At 65.1% G+C, this 16,911-nt stretch carries 14 protein-coding genes and 1 pseudogene; 4 read left to right on the forward strand and 11 right to left on the reverse strand.

What is annotated here, in order from left to right:
• Window positions 1-190: 190 nt before the first annotated feature.
• Complete coding sequence (locus ACVOMC_RS13130; protein ID WP_481524305.1) at window positions 191-1,060, reverse strand: pseudouridine synthase; 870 nt, start codon at window positions 1,058-1,060, stop codon at window positions 191-193.
• A 63-nt stretch (window positions 1,061-1,123) separates the two neighbouring features.
• Here ACVOMC_RS13130 and ACVOMC_RS13135 point away from each other — a divergent pair, with 63 nt between their 5' ends.
• The 3 genes from ACVOMC_RS13135 to ACVOMC_RS13145 all read left to right on the forward strand — a co-directional run bounded on the left by ACVOMC_RS13135 (window position 1,124) and on the right by ACVOMC_RS13145 (window position 5,039).
• A complete protein-coding gene (locus ACVOMC_RS13135) occupies window positions 1,124-1,672 on the forward strand; it encodes a YaeQ family protein (protein ID WP_481524306.1) in 549 nt (182 codons plus the stop codon).
• Between the two features lie 13 nt (window positions 1,673-1,685).
• A complete protein-coding gene (locus ACVOMC_RS13140) occupies window positions 1,686-2,870 on the forward strand; it encodes a BaiN/RdsA family NAD(P)/FAD-dependent oxidoreductase (RefSeq protein ID WP_481524307.1) in 1,185 nt (394 codons plus the stop codon).
• A gap of 96 nt (window positions 2,871-2,966) precedes the next feature.
• Window positions 2,967-5,039, forward strand: a complete 2,073-nt coding sequence (locus ACVOMC_RS13145; protein WP_481524308.1) for an EAL domain-containing response regulator — start codon at window positions 2,967-2,969, stop codon at window positions 5,037-5,039.
• Between the two features lie 69 nt (window positions 5,040-5,108).
• On the opposite strand, the gene fabV is transcribed toward ACVOMC_RS13145, so the two are convergent.
• The 7 genes from fabV to ACVOMC_RS13180 all read right to left on the reverse strand — a co-directional run bounded on the left by fabV (window position 5,109) and on the right by ACVOMC_RS13180 (window position 12,694).
• Entirely contained in the window at window positions 5,109-6,368 is a 1,260-nt protein-coding gene (gene fabV / locus ACVOMC_RS13150; RefSeq protein WP_054657846.1) for an enoyl-ACP reductase FabV, read from the reverse strand.
• 236 nt (window positions 6,369-6,604) lie between these two features.
• On the reverse strand, window positions 6,605-7,573 hold the full coding sequence (gene secF, locus ACVOMC_RS13155) for a protein translocase subunit SecF (RefSeq protein ID WP_054657844.1): 969 nt from the start codon (window positions 7,571-7,573) through the stop codon (window positions 6,605-6,607).
• An 18-nt stretch (window positions 7,574-7,591) separates the two neighbouring features.
• Complete coding sequence (gene secD / locus ACVOMC_RS13160) at window positions 7,592-9,436, reverse strand: protein translocase subunit SecD (RefSeq protein ID WP_054657842.1); 1,845 nt, start codon at window positions 9,434-9,436, stop codon at window positions 7,592-7,594.
• A gap of 57 nt (window positions 9,437-9,493) precedes the next feature.
• Window positions 9,494-9,823, reverse strand: coding sequence for a preprotein translocase subunit YajC (yajC, locus tag ACVOMC_RS13165; protein WP_054657840.1), 330 nt, complete (start codon window positions 9,821-9,823; stop codon window positions 9,494-9,496).
• A 125-nt stretch (window positions 9,824-9,948) separates the two neighbouring features.
• A complete protein-coding gene (gene tgt, locus ACVOMC_RS13170) occupies window positions 9,949-11,088 on the reverse strand; it encodes a tRNA guanosine(34) transglycosylase Tgt (protein WP_481524309.1) in 1,140 nt (379 codons plus the stop codon).
• Window positions 11,089-11,154: 66 nt separating this feature from the next.
• Entirely contained in the window at window positions 11,155-12,195 is a 1,041-nt protein-coding gene (queA, locus tag ACVOMC_RS13175; protein ID WP_481524310.1) for a tRNA preQ1(34) S-adenosylmethionine ribosyltransferase-isomerase QueA, read from the reverse strand.
• 67 nt (window positions 12,196-12,262) lie between these two features.
• The gene (locus ACVOMC_RS13180) at window positions 12,263-12,694 is read right to left on the reverse strand and encodes an Lrp/AsnC family transcriptional regulator (protein WP_054657834.1); all 432 of its coding nucleotides are present in this window, start codon (window positions 12,692-12,694) and stop codon (window positions 12,263-12,265) included.
• Window positions 12,695-12,811: 117 nt separating this feature from the next.
• Between ACVOMC_RS13180 and ACVOMC_RS13185 the strand changes: the two genes are divergently transcribed.
• Window positions 12,812-14,308 (forward strand): aminotransferase class III-fold pyridoxal phosphate-dependent enzyme, encoded by a 1,497-nt coding sequence (locus ACVOMC_RS13185; RefSeq protein ID WP_481524311.1) that lies wholly within the window; start codon window positions 12,812-12,814, stop codon window positions 14,306-14,308.
• 98 nt (window positions 14,309-14,406) lie between these two features.
• Here ACVOMC_RS13185 and ACVOMC_RS13190 read toward each other — a convergent pair.
• The 3 genes and pseudogenes from ACVOMC_RS13190 to ACVOMC_RS13200 all read right to left on the reverse strand — a co-directional run bounded on the left by ACVOMC_RS13190 (window position 14,407) and on the right by ACVOMC_RS13200 (window position 16,839).
• Window positions 14,407-14,699 (reverse strand): annotated as a pseudogene (locus ACVOMC_RS13190) (hypothetical protein).
• Between the two features lie 47 nt (window positions 14,700-14,746).
• Window positions 14,747-15,235, reverse strand: coding sequence for a hypothetical protein (locus ACVOMC_RS13195; RefSeq protein ID WP_481524312.1), 489 nt, complete (start codon window positions 15,233-15,235; stop codon window positions 14,747-14,749).
• A gap of 272 nt (window positions 15,236-15,507) precedes the next feature.
• On the reverse strand, window positions 15,508-16,839 hold the full coding sequence (locus tag ACVOMC_RS13200) for a purple acid phosphatase family protein (RefSeq protein ID WP_481524316.1): 1,332 nt from the start codon (window positions 16,837-16,839) through the stop codon (window positions 15,508-15,510).
• Window positions 16,840-16,911 lie beyond the last annotated feature (72 nt).

Genomic DNA, 16,911 nt, shown 5'->3' on the forward strand with positions numbered 1-16,911 from the left:
AAATATACCGAATGAATTCATAAACTTACCCGCAAAAAACGCACTTCCCTGCGTCTGCAACGCGAAAAATTATAGCCAGACTGCGTGGGATCACGACCTCGGAGCGTCCGGTGGAGTCACCCAATACGTCCAACGCCGCCACTCGGAGCACACCAATGATCCAGGCGACCAGACGCCCGGCCACCGCCGATCAGCCCAGCGTGCGCTCACTGCAAAATTCGCGACGCCTGCCACTGAGTGGATCCACAAACGCCAGACACCGCGCCAGCAGCTGCAACGGCGCGCGGTAGTCATCAACGGCCCGCGCGACCAGCTGCGGGTAGATGTCATCTCCCAGAATCGGTGCCCCCAGCGCGGCCATATGCACGCGCAGCTGGTGCTTGCGACCGGTAACCGGCTCAAGGGCATAGCGCCAGACGGCTCCGGTGCGCTCAATCACCGAGATCCGGCTCAGCGAATTCGGCTCGCCCGCGCACTCGGCCATGCGAAAGAACGGCTCACCACGCTCGATACGGCTGGCGCGCTCCAATGGAAACCGCGCCTGAGGCAGTGCCAGCGCCCGCGCCTCGTAGCCTTTGTCGATACGGCGATCAAGGAACAGCCGCTGATAGGCCGCGCGGCTGCGCCTGTTGCAGGAAAACAGCACCAACCCGGCAGTTCCGCGATCGATCCGGTGCAGTGGCACGAGATCACGGTTGCCGGTTGCCGCGACCAGCCGGGTCAGCAACGTTTCACGGACATACTGCCCGGCTGGCATGACCGGCAGGAAATGCGGTTTGTCAGCGACCAGCAGATCCTCGTCCTGATACAGCACCTGCTCGACGAACGGAATCCGGGGCTCTTCGGACACTTCGCGGAAATACTGGATTTCCAGCCCTGCCCGCCACGGCTGCTGCGGCATCAACGGCACGCCACCGGCGCTCAGCACCCTGCCCCGTGCAAAGCGGTCCAGCCACTGCGCGCGGGAAACCTGCGGGAAACGCGCGCACAGCCCGTCCAGCAGGCAGGTCCAGGAACCGGGCGCCAGTTGCAGGCGGCTGGGCAGATCGGGATCAGGCACAGGCGTACAGGTCGGGAAGGGGGCCAGGCATTATCATGGCCGGTCTTCTTTCCCGGTATTCCCATGGCCCTCACCGCCACCATCCGCAAGGCCGAGCTGCAGATCAGCGACATGGATCGCGGCTACTACGCGACCCACAACCTGACCCTGGCCCAGCATCCGTCCGAAACCGACGAGCGCCTGATGGTGCGCCTGCTCGCCTTCGCCCTGAACGCCCAGGACCGGCTGGAATTCGGCAAGGGCCTGAGCACCGAGGACGAGCCGGACCTGTGGCAGCTCGATTACACCGGCGCCATCGAACAGTGGATCGACCTGGGCCATCCGGACGAATCGCGCATCCGCAAGGCCTGCAACCGCAGCGGTCGCGTGCAGGTGGTCAACTACGGCGGCCATGCCTCCGACATCTGGTGGCAGAAGCAGGGCAAGCACCTGGTGCGTTTCGACAACCTTTCCGTACTGGATTTGCCGGCCGTTTTCGTCGAGCAGTGGGGACAGCAGATCCAGCGGGCCATGCGCTGGAACGTGCTGATCCAGGATGGTGAAGTACAGCTGCTCAACGACCAGACACAGCTGGATGTGATCCCGGTCGGGCGCAAGCGCCCGGCAGAGTGAGATCGGCGTGGCGATGAACACAATCCGCTGCGACGTCCTGGTGATCGGCGCGGGTGCTGCGGGCTTGATGTGCGCCCTCACCGCGGGTCAACGCGGCCGACTTGTGCAGGTGATCGACCATGCCAACAAGGTTGGCAAGAAGATCCTGATGTCCGGGGGCGGACGCTGCAACTTCACCAATACCGGCACCACCGCAGGCAACTTCCTGTCGGCCAATCCGCATTTCTGCAAATCCGCACTGGCCCGCTACACCCCGGCCGATTTCATCGAGATGGTCGAGCGACACCGCATCGCCTACCACGAGAAGGAGCTGGGCCAGCTGTTCTGCGACATTTCCTCCAAGCAGATCGTCAGGATGCTGCTGGACGAATGCGACGCGGCCGGCGTGCAGATCCGTACCGACTGCGGCGTGCAGGACATTGAACGCGGCAGCGACGGCTTTCGCGTGCAGACCGCCCAGGGACTGTTCCACTGCGCCTCGCTGGTGATCGCCACCGGTGGCCTGTCGATTCCCAGCATGGGCGCCAGCGGCTTCGGCTACGAAGTCGCGCGGCGTTTCGGCCACGAAGTGCTGCCCACGCGCGCCGGCCTGGTGCCGCTCACGCTCAGCGGCAGGCACCAGGAGCGCTTTGCCGAGCTCAGCGGCGTGGGGCTGCCGATCGAGGCGCGCTGCAACGGGCAGCGCTTCCGCAACTTCATGCTGCTGACCCATCGCGGCGTGAGTGGTCCGGCGATCCTGCAGATCTCCTCGTTCTGGCAACCGGGCGATGACCTGCGCCTGGATCTGCTGCCGGACCGCGATGCCGAACAGTGGCTGCGCGAGATGAAGCGGGAGCGCGGCGCCGCTGAACTGCGCACCGTGCTGTCGGAGGTGATCCCGCGCCGGCTGGCACTGCGCCTGTGCGAGCACTGGCTTGCCGACAAACCGGTACGGCAGCTGGACGAGCGCGAGATCAAGGCCACCGCCGCCCTGCTCGCCGATTTCCCGCTGGTGGCCAGTGGCACCGAAGGCTACCGCACCGCCGAAGTCACGCTCGGTGGCGTGGATACCCGGAAGGTTTCCTCGTCCACGATGGAGTCGCAACTGGTTCCGGGCCTGCACTTCATTGGCGAGGTGCTGGATGTGACCGGCTGGCTGGGCGGCTACAACTTCCAGTGGGCCTGGGCGTCGGGCGCGGCGGCCGGCAATGCGGTGTGAATGCAAGCCCGGCGGAATTGCGTCACAGGCAAGCGTTCTGCGCATAGACGCCATGCCACCCATCGTGTATTAAAACCGGTCTGAGGGGAGTACTGAATGCAGAACAGCAAAGACATCACCTTGCGCCTGTTGATCGTCGATGACAGCGCCGAGAATGCCGAAGCGATCGTCAGCACTTTGCGCAACAGCGGCATCGCCGTGCGCCCTTCCAGGCCACAGAATCCGGAAGAGCTTTCGCAGGCATTGGGCAGCCAGCCGATCGACCTGGTGCTGGCCGCCCCCTCGCACAACATCCCGCAGCTGCTGCTGACCCAGCAGATCGCGGCCAGCGGCAAGGACATTCCGATGATCCTGCTGGCCGACCGGATCGAGGAGAACGTGCTGGTCGAGGCGGTCGCCAACGGCATCCGTGCCATTGCCCTGCGCCAGCGCCCGGAGCACCTGCTCTCGGTGATCGGCAACGAATGGACCGACCTTCAGGCCCGCCGCGGACTGCGCCGGATCGAAGCACAGATGCGCGAGACCGAGCGCCGCTGCGATGCACTGATCTCCTCCTCGCGCGATCCGATCGCCTACATCCATGAAGGCATGCACATCCGTGCCAATGACGCCTATCTGGATATGTTCGGTTACGAGACCTTCGACGATGTCGAGGGCATTTCGCTGCTGGACATGGTCGCGCCGCAGCACGTGGAGGACTTCAAGCAGCTGCTCAAGTCGCTGAGCAAGGGCGAGCCCCCACCGCCGCAGTACGAGATCCACGCCCGCAACCAGGACGGGGAAACATTCCCGGCGACCATGGAATTCAGTCCGGCCACCTACGAGGGCGAGAGCTGCTTCCAGGTGGTATTCCGCCGCCGCGAGGAATTCGATCCCGAACTGGCCCGTGAAGTGGAGGCGCTTCGCCAGCGTGACCAGGTCACCGGGCTGCTCAACCGCCCCACCTTCATGGTGCATCTGGAAAACGCGGTGGCGCAGGTCAGCCGCAGCGATGGCCAGTATGGCTTCCTGCTGATCGAGCCGGATCACTACGCGCGGCTGCTGCCCGACATCGGCCTGGATTCGGCCGACGCGCTGATTGCCGCACTCGGCCAGAATCTCGCGGACGTGGCGGGCCAGGACGCCCAGTTGGCCCGCTTTGGCGAGCACAACTTCGCGCTGCTGACCCCGGGCGACTATGCCAACACCACCCGCGTCGCCGAGCGGGTGCGCGATGCTTTCGCCTCGCATGTATTCAGCATCGGCGAGCGCTCGGCCACGGTGTCGGTCAGCGTTGGCGGCGTGCAGGTCGGCGAGAAGATCGCCAGCGTCGGTCAGGTGCTGGCCCGCGCCACCGACTGCACCCGCGCCGCCATCGAGCTGGGCGGCAATACCGTCAAGGTATTCGACCCCGGCGCGATGGACCGGGTTGAGGAAGAACGCATCCAGCGCTGGGTACAGCGCATGCGCGATGCGCTGGCCGGCGACGGCTTCCAGCTGCGTTACCGGCCGGTGCTGAATCTACTTGGCGAGCCGATCCAGCTGTATGACACCTCGCTGCAGCTGGAAAACAACGGCGAACTGGTCAGTCCGATCACCTTCCTGCCGATCGCGCAGGAGCACGAGCTGATGGCACCGATCAACCGGTGGGTGGTCAGCCAGGCGATCCGAGCACTGGGCGAGCGGAAGCGCGCCGGTCATCGCACCCATCTGATGGTACGCATCACGCCCGAATCGTTCAGCGACCCGCAGCTGATCGCAACGATCCGCGACGCCCTCCAGGCCGAAGGTGTCAGTGGCGAGCAGCTGTGGTTGCAGATTCCCGAAGCGAAGGTGTTCACCCACCTGCGCAACGCCCAGCAGTTCCTGGCCGATGTCTCGGCATTGGGCTGCAAGGTGGGCCTGGAGCAGTTCGGCTCGGGGCTCGATTCGTTCCAGCTGCTGGCCCACTTCCAGCCGGCGTTCCTCAAACTGGACGCGGACTTCACCGCAGACCCGGTACAGGCCAAGGAACAGTTGCCCAAGACCCAGGAAATCACCAGCAAGGCGCAATCGGCCAACATCCTCACCATCGCCGAGTTCATTTCCGACGCGGCCACGATGAGTCTGTTGTTCAGTGCCGGCCTGGACTATGTGCAGGGCGACTTCGTCGGCCCCGCCGGCGCGCAGATGGACTTCGAGTTCAACTGAGTCCGGCAAGGAGTCCACAAAAAAAGCCGCGCAGTGCGCGGCTTTTTCCTTTCGACGCCAGCTGTTCAATCAGACTTCGACCAGCCCCGGAATCACCACGTCCGGATTCACGTCGGCGTCGTAATCCACGCCTTCGATGCCGAATCCGAACAGGCGCAGGAAGTCGGTCTTGTAGCCGGCCAGGTCGCTGATCTCATACAGGTTCTCGTTGGTCACCTGCGGCCACAGCGCCAGCACCTTACCCTGCACTTCCGGCGCCATTTCCTTGTAGTCGGCGCGCAGGCGGCCTTCGCCATCGACCAGCTCCACGGTGCGGCCCTTGCCGTCCACCAGCTGCGGGCGGATGTGATCTGCGGCGTTGGCACCGCCCTGCGGACCGTTGTAGAGGATGTCGTACAGGGTATCGAGCTGCTCGATGCAGCCTTCATGGGTCCCTTCTTCCTTCATCACCTTGAACAGCAGCGACAGGTACAGCGGCATGGTCGGGATCGCCGAGCTGGCCTGGGTCACCACCGCCTTGAGTACCGACACGCGCGCATCGCCGCCGATACCCTGCAGCTTGCCGCGGATGTCCTTGACCTTGGCATCCAGATCCTTCTTGGCTGCGCCGATCGAACCGTTCCAATAGATGGCCTGGGTGATCTCTTCGCCGACATAGGTGAAGGCGGTGGTGGTGGCGCCCGGCGCCAGCACACCGGCTTCCAGCAGCGCATCGATCCACATCTGCCAGTCTTCGCCGCCCATCACCTGCACGGTCCCGGCGATCTCCTCGGCGGTGGCCGGCTGCAGCGTGGTTTCGGTCAGCACTTCCTTGTCGGTATCCAGCCCCTTCAGCGTGATCGGCTCGCCGATCGGCTTGAGCGTGGAGCTGATCACCTCGCCGGTCTTCGGGTGCTTGCGGCGCGGCGATGCCAGGCTGTAGACCACCTGATCCACCTGGCCCAGATCGGCCTTGATGATCTCGATGACCTTGGCCTTGACCTCGTCGGAGAACGCATCGCCATTGACGCTGCGTGCATACAGGCCAGCCTGGTGCGCGTACTTCTCGAATGCGGCCGAGTTGTACCAGCCCGCCGTGCCGGGCTTGCTCTCCGTGCCGGCACGCTCGAAGAACACGCCCAGCGTCGCCGCATCGCTGCCGAAGGCCGCCTTGATACGCGCCGCCAGCCCGTATCCAGTCGAGGCACCGATCACCAGCACCTTCTTCGGACCGTGGGCCAGCTTGGGCTGCGCCTTGATGTACTCGATCTGCTCCTTGACCGCCGCATCGCAACCAGTCGGATGGGTGGTGACGCAGATGAAGCCGCGCACACGCGGTTTGATGACCATGAAAACCTCGATTGGGTAAGCAGAAAAACAGCCCTCGGCTGCGAAACCGGCCCTTCCACAACATGGTCGAAAGGCAGCGGATTCAGCAGGCGGGCACTGAACCGGGAGGATCGTAGTGCGCGGCCGCAGTGAACACAACCGACGCCACCGCATGGAAAAGCGGCTTGAGCACGGGCATGACGCAAAAAGAAAAGCCGCGCGGACGCGCGGCTTTTCCAGACAACCGTAGCGGTCAATCAAGGACGACGTGCCAGCTCTTCCTCGTCCTTGGCCTTGGGCAGCAGATCCTGCTTGCTGACCTTGAACGGACCGATGCTCAACAGCGGCACCGCCACGATGATCGAGGACACCACCACGATCACCGCACCGGCCATGTGCGTCTCGGCCAGGCCTTCCATCGACTCGCCGCCGTAGATATACAGCGCCAGTGCCGACAGGAAGAACATCACCGCGGTGATGATCGTGCGCGACAGGGTCTGGTTGATCGAGCGGTTGAGCACTTCCAGCGGCTCCACACGCAGGCTGCGGAAGTTTTCACGTACGCGGTCGAACACCACGATGATGTCGTTGATGGCAAAACCCATCACCGACAGCATGCCGGCCAGCACCGTGAGATCGAACTCGCGGCCCATCAGCGACATGTAGGCGATCGTCAGGATCAGATCGAAGAACGCGGTGATGCTGGCCACCATCGCGAACTTCCATTCAAAGCGCGCGGCGATGTAGATCAGGAAGCCGATCACCATGAACAGCGTCGCGTAGATACCGTTCATCGCCAGGTCCTTGCCCACCTGCGGACCGACGAACTCGCCCGGCTGGACCGTGGCCGGATTGCCGGCCGTGGTGATGGCCGCCTGGACACGCTGGGCCACCTTCTGCGCGGCATCAGCGGCGTTGTTGTGCTCACCATCCGGGGGCAGACGGATCATCACATCGTTGCCGCTGCCCACGCTCTGCACCTGGGCGTTTTCGATTCCGGCGTTGGCCAGCTTTTCGCGGACCTGATCGACGTTGATCGAATTCTCGAAATGCGTGCGCACCACGGTACCGCCGGTGAACTCCAGCGCGTAGTTGAATCCCTTGAAGCCGATGACGGCAAAGGAAACCAGCAGCAACACCACCATCAACGCAAGCACGGGCTTGCGATGACGCATGAAGTCGATATTGGTGTCGTTCGGGATGATATGAAGTGGAAACAGTTTCATTTGAGGGTCTCTTCCCGATCAGATAGCCACGGACTGCAGCTTCTTGCGGCGTCCGTAGATCAGCACCGCCAATGCGCGCGACACCGTGATGGCGGTGAACATCGAGGCGAAAATACCGATGATCATGGTCAGCGCGAAGCCCTTCAGCGGGCCGGTACCGAACGCGTACAGGGCCACACCGACGATCAGTCCGGTCAGGTTGGCGTCGAGGATGGTGCCCGAGGCCTTCTCGTAACCGGCAGCGATGGCGGCCTTGGCCGGCATGCCCAGTCGCAACTCCTCACGGATTCGCTCGTTGATCAGCACGTTCGCATCGACCGACAGACCCACCGACAGCGCCAGACCGGCAAAACCGGGCAGCGTCATGGTGGCGCCGAACATCGACATCACCGCGACCACGATCAGCAGGTTGAACAGCAGCGCTACCGAGGTGATCAAGCCGAACATGCGGTAGTAGATGGAGAAGAACACCAAGGTGAACATGAAGGAGAAGACCACGGCCTTGACGCCGCTGGCCACGTTCTCCGCACCCAGGCTCGGGCCGATCACGTATTCCTCGACGAAGTCCATCGGCGCAGCCAGCGAGCCGGCGCGCAGCAGCTTGGCCAGGTTGTCGGCCTCGGCCTTCTCCAAACCGGTGGTCTGGAAATTCTTGCCGAACACGCCATTGACGTTTGCCACCGAGATCACCTCTTCCTTGACCCGGAAGCTGCGCTGCTCCTCGCCATTGACCAGGGTCACTTGCGGAATCCGCTCGGTGTACACCACGGCCATCGGCTTGCCGACGTTGGCACTGGTGAAGTCGAACATGCGTTGGCCACCGACACTGTTCAGCGTCACGCTCACTGCCGGCAGGCCGTTCTGGTCGGTCGCCACGTCGGCCTTGACCATCTGGTCGCCGGTGACGATGGTGCGCTTGTTCAACAGCACCGGGTTGCCGCCACGGTCGCGATAGAGCTTGGCTTCCGGCGGAATCCGGCCTGTGGTGACAGCGTCCTGCGCATTGCCGTCCACAACCGCGCGGTATTCCAGCGTCGCGGTGGCGCCGATCATGCGCTTGGCCTCGGCGGTGTCCTGCACACCAGGCAGCTCGACCACGATGCGGTCTTCGCCCTGGCGCTGGATGATCGGTTCGGCCACGCCCAGCTCGTTGACGCGGTTGCGCAGCGTGGTCAGGTTCTGCTCGATGGCGCCGGAGGTGATCTGGGCCATTTCGCTCTGCGGCACGTTAACGGCGATGCGATCACCGCTGACCGCGTAGGTGAAGGTCGGCTGCGACTTGGCCAGTGCCGCACGCGCCTTGTCCGCATCGGCGGCGTTGGCCAGCACCACCTGGATGCTGTTTTCACCGCGCCGCTCGACCGAGCGGTAGGTGATGCGGCTGTCACGCAGCGTGGTGCGCACATCTTCTGCGAACGCCTCGAACCGCTTGTCCACCGCCGCCTGCTGATCCACCTGCAGCGCGAAGTGCACGCCGCCGACCAGGTCCAGACCCAGCACCATCGGCTTACCGCCAAGGTTGGCCAGCCAGTCCGGCACGGTCGAGGCCAGGTTCAACGCGACGGTGTAGTTGTCACCGGCGGTGTCACGCAGCACCTCGTTGGCACGCGATTGTGCTTCCAATGAAGGCAGGCGGACGATCAGGTTGTTCTCGCCCTCCTCCTCCACCGATTTGGCCTGCACGCCTGCCTCTTCCAGCGCGGCAGTGACACGACCCTTGAGGGTGTCGTCGATCTGTCCACCCCGATTGGCGGTGATCTGGACGGAGGGATCCTTCTGGTAGATGTTCGGCAACGCGTACAGCGTGCTGACAGCCAGAACGATCAGAATCAGGAAGTACTTCCAGCGTGGAAATTCAAGCATTGCAGGATCCTGCGCGACGCCTTCCCGGCGTCGCGACGTGACGGAAAGGGATCAGCCTCAGGCCGCGGACTTCAGCGTGCCCTTGGGCAGGACGTTGCCGATAGCGGCCTTCTGCACGCGGATGCGGACGTTGTCGGCCACTTCGATGGTGACGAAGTTGTCGCCGATGTCGGTGACCACGCCGGCAATGCCGCCAGAGGTCAGCACTTCATCACCCTTGCTGATTTTTTCCAGCATCGCCTTGTGTTCTTTCTGGCGTTTCATCTGCGGGCGGATCATCAGGAAGTACATCACCGCGATCAGGGCGATCGGCAGCAGGAACGTGCCCATGCCCGGAGCGGCCGGAGCGGCCTGGGCGACGGGGAGCAGGATAGCCATCAGATTCATGTATTGGTCCTTGGTGTTGGGTGGCGTGGCCCGGCGGTGAAACCGGTGGCGCCACCACGAAACTGGGTCAGCCGTGAAGTATGCCACGAGCCCGGAACCCCGTCCCGGGCCCGCTTGCGCTACCGCTACTCCCCCGACAGCGCCGGGACGGCGAGGCCTCGGGCTGCATAGAAAGACTCGCGGAACGCCATAAAGGTTCCCGCCTCGATCGCCGCACGCATGTCGGCCATGAGTTTTTCGTAATAGAACAGGTTGTGGATCGTGCCCAGCATCGGCGCCAGCATCTCGTTGCAGCGGTCCAGGTGGCGCAGGTAGGAACGGGTGTAACCGCTGGTGCAGGCATGGCAGCCGCAGCCGGGTTCGATCACGTCCATGTCGCGCTCGTAGCGGGCGTTACGGATGCGGACCGTGCCGAACGAGGTGAAATAGTGGCCGTTGCGGGCGTTGCGGGTGGGCATCACGCAATCGAACATGTCCACGCCACGGGCCACGCCTTCGACCAGGTCTTCCGGGCGGCCGACCCCCATCAGGTAGCGCGGACGATCGGCCGGCAGGATCGGATGCATGTGGTCGAGCATCGCATTGCGCTCGTGCTCGGGCTCGCCCACCGCCAGGCCACCGATGGCATAGCCGTCGAAGCCGATCTGCTGCAAGCCCTCGGCCGAGCGGCTGCGCAGGTCGGTATGCACCCCGCCCTGGACGATGCCGAACAGCGCCGCATCGTTGCCCAGCGTGTCGTGCGCGTTGCGGCTGCGCTGGGCCCAGCGCAGGCTCAGCTCCATCGACTTGCGCGCCACCTCTTCGGTGGCCGGGTACGGCGTGCACTCGTCGAAGATCATGACCACGTCCGAATCGAGCACCTTCTGGATCTTCATGCTCTCCTCCGGCCCGAGGAACACGCGCGCGCCATCGGTGGGCGAGGCGAAGGTCACGCCCTCTTCGGTGATCTTGCGGCGATGGGCCAGCGAAAACACCTGGAATCCGCCCGAGTCGGTCAGGATCGGCCCGCTCCACTGGCAGAATCCGTGCAGGCCGCCGTGATCGGCGATCACCTCCAGCCCCGGACGCAGGTACAGATGGAAGGTGTTGCCGAGGATGATCTCGGCGCCGAGCGCCCGCACCTGCTCGGGCAGGATGCCCTTGACCGAGCCATAGGTGCCCACCGGCATGAACGCCGGCGTTTCAACGGTGCCACGCGGGAAGGACAGCTGGCCACGGCGGGCACGGCCATCGGAGGTCTGGAGCTTGAACTGCAATCTGGACATGGAATCTATCTGTCGGTCGTGCGGGCATTGTCGCGGATTGGGCGCCGCGGCGCAGGGCCTGGCGGATCAGGCGTCGTCGTGCGCAGCCGGGAACAGCAGCATCGCATCGCCATAGCTGAAGAAGCGGTACTGCTGCGCGATGGCATGGGCGTAGGCCTCGAACACCCGCTCCCTGCCGGCAAAGGCGCTGATCATCATCAGCAGCGTGCTTTCAGGCAGGTGGAAATTGGTGACCATCGCATCGACGCTGCGGATGCGGTAACCCGGGGTGATGAAGATCTGGGTTTCGCCGGCGAACGGATACAGCTCGCCGTCCCGCATCGCGCTTTCCAGCGCGCGCACCACCGTGGTGCCGACCCCGATCACCCGGCCGCCGGCGGCGCGGGTGCGGCGCACCTGCTCCACCAGCTCGGCGCCGACATTCAGCCACTCCCGGTGCATCACATGGTGGCTCAGGTCATCCACCCGCACCGGTTGGAAGGTGCCTGCGCCCACGTGCAGGGTGACATGGCCGAACTGCACGCCACGCTCGCGCAACTGCGCCAGCAAAGGCTCATCGAAGTGCAGGCCGGCGGTGGGTGCGGCCACGGCCCCCACCTGCCGGGCGAACACGGTCTGGTAGCGCTCGCGGTCATCCACACCGGGCTCGCGGTGGATGTACGGTGGAAGCGGCAGCCGGCCTTCGTGCACCAGCCAGGATTCCAGCGGCTCGGGAATCTCGAAGCGCAGCACATAGAACTCGCCATCGCGCCCGAGCACCTCGGCCTCGCCGCCGGCATCGAGCTGGATGCGGCTGCCCGGCTTGGGCGACTTGCTGGCACCGATCTGGGCGCGGGCCTGCTGCTCGCCAAGCAGCCGCTCGATCAGGATCTCGACCCGGCCTCCGGTGGCCTTCTGCCCGAACAGGCGCGCCGGGATCACCCGGGTGTCGTTGAACACCAGCAGATCGCCCGGCTGCAACAGCTGCGGCAGATCGCGCACATGCCGGTCATCGAACGCGGCTGGCGCCGGCGGTACCAGCAGCAGACGGCTGGCCGAACGCTCGGCCAGGGGAGCCTGGGCGATCAGCGCCTCGGGCAGGTCATAGTGGAAATCGGACTTCTTCAAGGCCGGAACATCGTACGGGGAGCCGGCTATTGTAGTCCTGCCAACGGGCGATGCCCGGTCGGCGCGATCAGCGCTCGAACTTGGTGGACAGGATAATGGCGCTGTTGGTGCGTTCCACCCCGTCGATGGCGCCGATGGCGTCGGTCACGACATCCATCTCGCCTACCCCGCCGACCACCACCATCGCGATCAGGTCGTGGTTGCCGCTGACCGAATGCAGGGTGCGCACTTCCGGCAGTTCGCGCAGCGCCTTGACCACTACCGGCATCTTCCGTGGCGACACGGTAATCAGCACGTGGGCGCGGACCTGGCCCTGCTCGTAGTCCTCATGGGTGCGTACGGTATAGCCGGCGATCACCCCCTGCTGCTCGAGCCGGTCGATACGGCTTTGCACGGTAGTGCGTGAAAGGCCCAGCCGGCGGGCGATCTGCGCGGTGGAGGCGCGCGCATCCTCGCGCAGCACGGACAACAGCCGCTCATCGGCCGGGGATATATTCACATTGCCCACCAGTTTCGTCGATTCGACGAAATTACCCGAAAAACCGTCGAGATCACAGCTGCCATATGTCCAGAATCTCCAGATAATGGGTATATACAAAACTTTGTGGAGATGAGCATGACCGTACTCGGCCCCCTTGCGCCGCTTCGCGCGCACGCCGGCACCCGCCTGACCTCGGGCTTGGACGATGCCAGCATCGAACGCCTGGCCGCTGCCCATCCCGACCTGACCGGCGCCATCCATGCCGCCGCCACCGAATACGCCCGGATCAAGAAGGACGCCGCCGATCTGCTGGATCTGGACGAAAAGGACCAGATCGCGGCGATGCAGGCCGGTTTCGTCAACTTCTATGCCGATGACGCGGTAGTGCCGTATATCGCGCTGGCCGCCTGCGGCCCGTGGGTGGTCTCGCTCAAGGGGGCGGTGCTGTACGACGCCGGCGGCTACGGCATGCTCGGTTTCGGCCATACCCCGGCCGACATCATGGCGGCCGCAGCCAAGCCGCAGGTGATGGCCAACATCATGACCCCGAGCCTTTCCCAGCGCCGTTTCGTGCAAGCCATGCGCAAGGAGATCGGCCACAGCCGCGACGGCTGTCCGTTCTCGCACTTCATGTGCCTCAATTCGGGCTCCGAAGCGGTAGGCCTAGCCGCCCGTATCGCCGATATCAACGCCAAGCTGCAGACCGATCCGGGCGCCCGCCACGCCGGCGCCACCATCAAGCGCGTGGTGATCAAGGGCAGCTTCCATGGCCGCACCGACCGTCCGGCGCTGTATTCGGACTCCAGCCGCAAGGCCTATGACCAGCACCTGGCCAGCTACCGTGGCGAGACCAGCGTCATCACCATCGCCCCGTATGACGAGGCGGCGCTGCGCAAGGTCTTCGCCGATGCCCAGGCCAACCAGTGGTTCATCGAAGCGGTGTTCCTGGAGCCGGTGATGGGCGAAGGCGACCCGGGCCGCGCGGTACCGGCCCGTTTCTACAAGCTGGCCCGCGAACTCACCCGCGAACACGGCAGCCTGCTGCTGATCGACTCCATCCAGGCCGCATTGCGCGCCCACGGCACCCTGTCGTTCGTCGACTATCCGGGTTACGAGACCTTGGACCCGCCGGACATGGAAACCTATTCCAAGGCCCTGAACGGCGCGCAGTTCCCGTTGTCGGTGCTGGCGGTGACGGAGCATGCCGCCGGTCTGTACCGCAAGGGTGTGTACGGCAACACCATGACCACCAACCCGCGGGCGCTGGACGTGGCCTGTGCCACCCTGGCCCGCCTGTCGCCGGAAGTGCGGCAGAACATCCGTGTGCGCGGCGAGCAGGCAGTGCAGAAGCTGGAAGCACTCAAGGCCAAGCTCGGCGGCCTGATCACCAAGGTCCAGGGCACCGGACTGCTGTTCTCCTGCGAGCTGGCCCCGCAGTTCAAGTGCTACGGCGCCAACTCCACCGAGGAATGGCTGCGCATGCACGGCGTCAACGTGATCCACGGCGGCGAGAACTCGCTGCGCTTCACCCCGCACTTCGACATGGACGAGGCCGAGCTGGACCTACTGGTCGACATGGTCGGCCGTGCACTGCTCGAAGGCCCGCGCCGCGCGCAGGCCGACGCCGCCTGATCCACCACCTCGCGTGCAACAGGAACGGCGGCCAGTGGCCGCCGTTCTCCGTTCTGCCTAGACCATGCAGCCAAGCGGCCTTGAAGTGCAATGCACTGCTAGGCCTGCGGTCCGATGTGCTTCTCGTACCAGTCCCGATAAGGCGTGTTCTTGACCAGGTGACGGTTGAAGTCCTGGGCACCATCCTCCCACCAGACAGGCCCCCGCTCCCCAGCGCGATTTTTGCAGCGTTGACCGAACTACGTGCTGCCGAAAGTGCAGCAGGATCGCCCGCCACCAATGCGACTTTCACTTGCCGGCGTGCGGCCATCAGCGTACTGACGAGGACCTCGTGTTCCCGTGGCGAAAGACGGGGATTCGCGACCCGCCAGAGACGGCCGCGAACCACCATGTATCGACCGTCAGGTGTCCGTGGATGCTCCACCCCGCCCGGGCCACTCAATAACCGATGACGCGATACGGCACCACCGGCACGAACTGCACTTCCTTGCAGCCGTCATAGCGGCTGCAGCTGCCGAAATAGCCCGGGCCCCAGTAACGCTGGCGGGCGTCGCGGTTGTACGGGCTGTTGTAGAAATCCGGCCGATAGAGATGGCCCGAGCCGTAGTAACGGAACGGCGTGACCAGCTCGGACACCGGCGCGCGGGACGCCTGCGCCACCGGCGGAGAACCGTCGTCGGCGACATAGCCGAATTCGTTGTCGTAACGGACCAGCCGGTAATAGACGGTTTCCCCGTCCTGCTGGCGGCTGCGCAGACGTTCCAGGCTGCCATCGCCGGCATCGGCATAAGCCTGCCCGCCTTCAAACACCACCTCGCTGGGATTGACGATCTCCTCTTCCAGCGGCGGTGCCGCGTCCACGCCCCAGGCCAGCGCGCCCAGCAGCAATGCCGCCCCGGCCGTGATCCACCCCTTGTCTGCACGCATATCGATCCTCCGTGATACTTGCCCGGTGCGTCGGCACCGGGCCGATGATGACGCGGTCGCCCCTGCACAGGGCGACCGTCAATGGCGCGTCCCGGCAGCGGCCGCGGCGTTCGAACCACCGCCGCCAGGCTGCCTCCGCCGGCTCTCCGGCACGACGCAGGGGCAGAGTATAGACACAGGCCCGGGGGTCCGTCCCGGCCGTGCGTGGCAGATCTCCGTGGCAACGCTGGCGGCGTGCAAGCCGCCCATCTGCGCCGCCACGGAGGGGCGGATCACTCCCAGCAGCGATCGCTCCGGCCCTTGGGCGACACCGCGCGCGGGCAATCGCGCGGCGCGATGCGGCCTTCGGTGATTTCACCCAGACGCTTGGCGCCGCCTTTGTCCCGCAGGATCTCGAACGCGTCGTACAGACGTCCGGTGGCCGTGTAGGCACGGTAGTGCAGACGCGCGCCGTCCACCCGCAACACCTGGAACAGCTGGGTGTCCTCTGCCGTGGGTTTCATCGTGCCACGTGCCTGCGGCGACAGCCGGTACTGCTTGGGCCCTGCCACCGAGGAGATGTACTGCGGCAAAGCGCCACTGTCGTCGCCACGCCTGCCATAGGTGTGGTCATGTCCCTGCAGCACCAGATCGACCTTGTGCCGCTGCAGGACCGGGCGGATCTGCGTGGCCAGCACCGAGGTGTCCCGCTCCGCCCGCAACGGATACAGCGGCTGGTGCACCACCACGATGTTCCATGGCTGCGTGCTGCTGCCCAGCACGTCTTCCAGCCAATCGGCCTGCATCTTGGCCGTCCCCAGATCCAGCGCCGAGGTACCGTCGAGTATCGCCACGCGGATGCCCTGGTAATCGAACCAGTAGGTGGTGCTGGCTGCACCGGGCGCACCGTTGCCCGGCAAGGCAAAGCTCAGCGGCCAATGTCTGCCGAGTACGCGACGCTCCTGCGGGGTGTCCTCGAACTCCTCGAAATATTCGTGGTTGCCCGCCGCGGGCGCCACCGCCATGCCCGGCAACAGCCAGCCACCGGCGGCAAACCATTCGCCCCACTCGTTGTCGTCCTCGCCATCACCCCCACTGACCAGATCGCCGGCGAACAAGGCAAGGCGCGCATCGGGAGCGGTCTGCCAGCCCTGCCGGATAACCCGGCTGACATGGCTGAGGTTCTTGTTCTGGGTATCGCCGAAGTACAGCAGCGTCAGCGGCTGACCCGCCGCGCCAGCGGTACGGAAGTGATGCCAAGCGCTCCACGTGTCCTGTCCCTGCACCCGGTAGGCGTAGAGCGTGTCCGGCAACAGCCCCTGGACGTCGACCCGGTGGTGTTGCGACACGCCGTTCTCGCTTTGCAACAGGCCGCTGCGTGCCGCAAGCGCACGCACCTGCCCCAGGTCCGGTGAATCCCCGGCAAGCGCGAGCTCCAGCTGTGGCGCGGCCGACAGCGGCGAGGTCCGCCACGCCACCGCGAAACCCTGCGCGGCATCCTGCGCCGGCGAGGCGACGATGCGATCGGGGAAACCCGTGGCCGCGTAGTGCCTGCTGCCCGCCGGTACCTGCGTGTTCGGCTCCGCGGCCCGGGCGGGCCCCCCCGCACCGGCCCCCGCCCACATTGCGGGCGGCCGCCGCCCCGCCCGCCAGCCCCCCGGGCTGACCAGGGGGCGGAGTGCCGGCGCGGCCCGGCG

Source organism: Stenotrophomonas sp. STEN014, assembly GCF_056760315.1.